Source organism: Stenotrophomonas sp. SrG (assembly GCF_050031795.1).
Taxonomy (GTDB): Bacteria; Pseudomonadota; Gammaproteobacteria; order Xanthomonadales; family Xanthomonadaceae; genus Stenotrophomonas; species Stenotrophomonas rhizophila_A.
Window position 1 is genome coordinate 1 of sequence record NZ_JBNBBE010000311.1, and the last position, 266, is coordinate 266.

Sequence of the window (266 nt, forward strand, 5' to 3'; positions counted from 1 at the left end):
TGGCACAAGCTGGACGTGGCCATGTTCCACGTGGAACCGGGTGATATCGGTGCGGTCCAGCAGCGCGGCGGGCGTTTCGGTGGCGGTGATGAATATCTGCGCCGGGCCTGCGCGCAGACGATCCAGTACCCGCGCGTGATGGGTCCGATCCAGCTCGGACGCGAGGTCATCCAGCGCGATTACCGGCCATTCGCCGCGCTGGTCTGCGTAATCTTCCGCCTGGGCCAACAGGCAGGTGAGGGCGGTGAGTTTGGCCTGCCCGCGCG

The 266-nt window shown here is 66.9% G+C and carries 1 pseudogene; it reads right to left on the bottom strand.

Annotated features, from left to right (window positions below):
- Positions 1 to 266 (bottom strand): annotated as a pseudogene (locus tag ACQG3P_RS19930) (DNA replication/repair protein RecF); the annotation flags it as partial.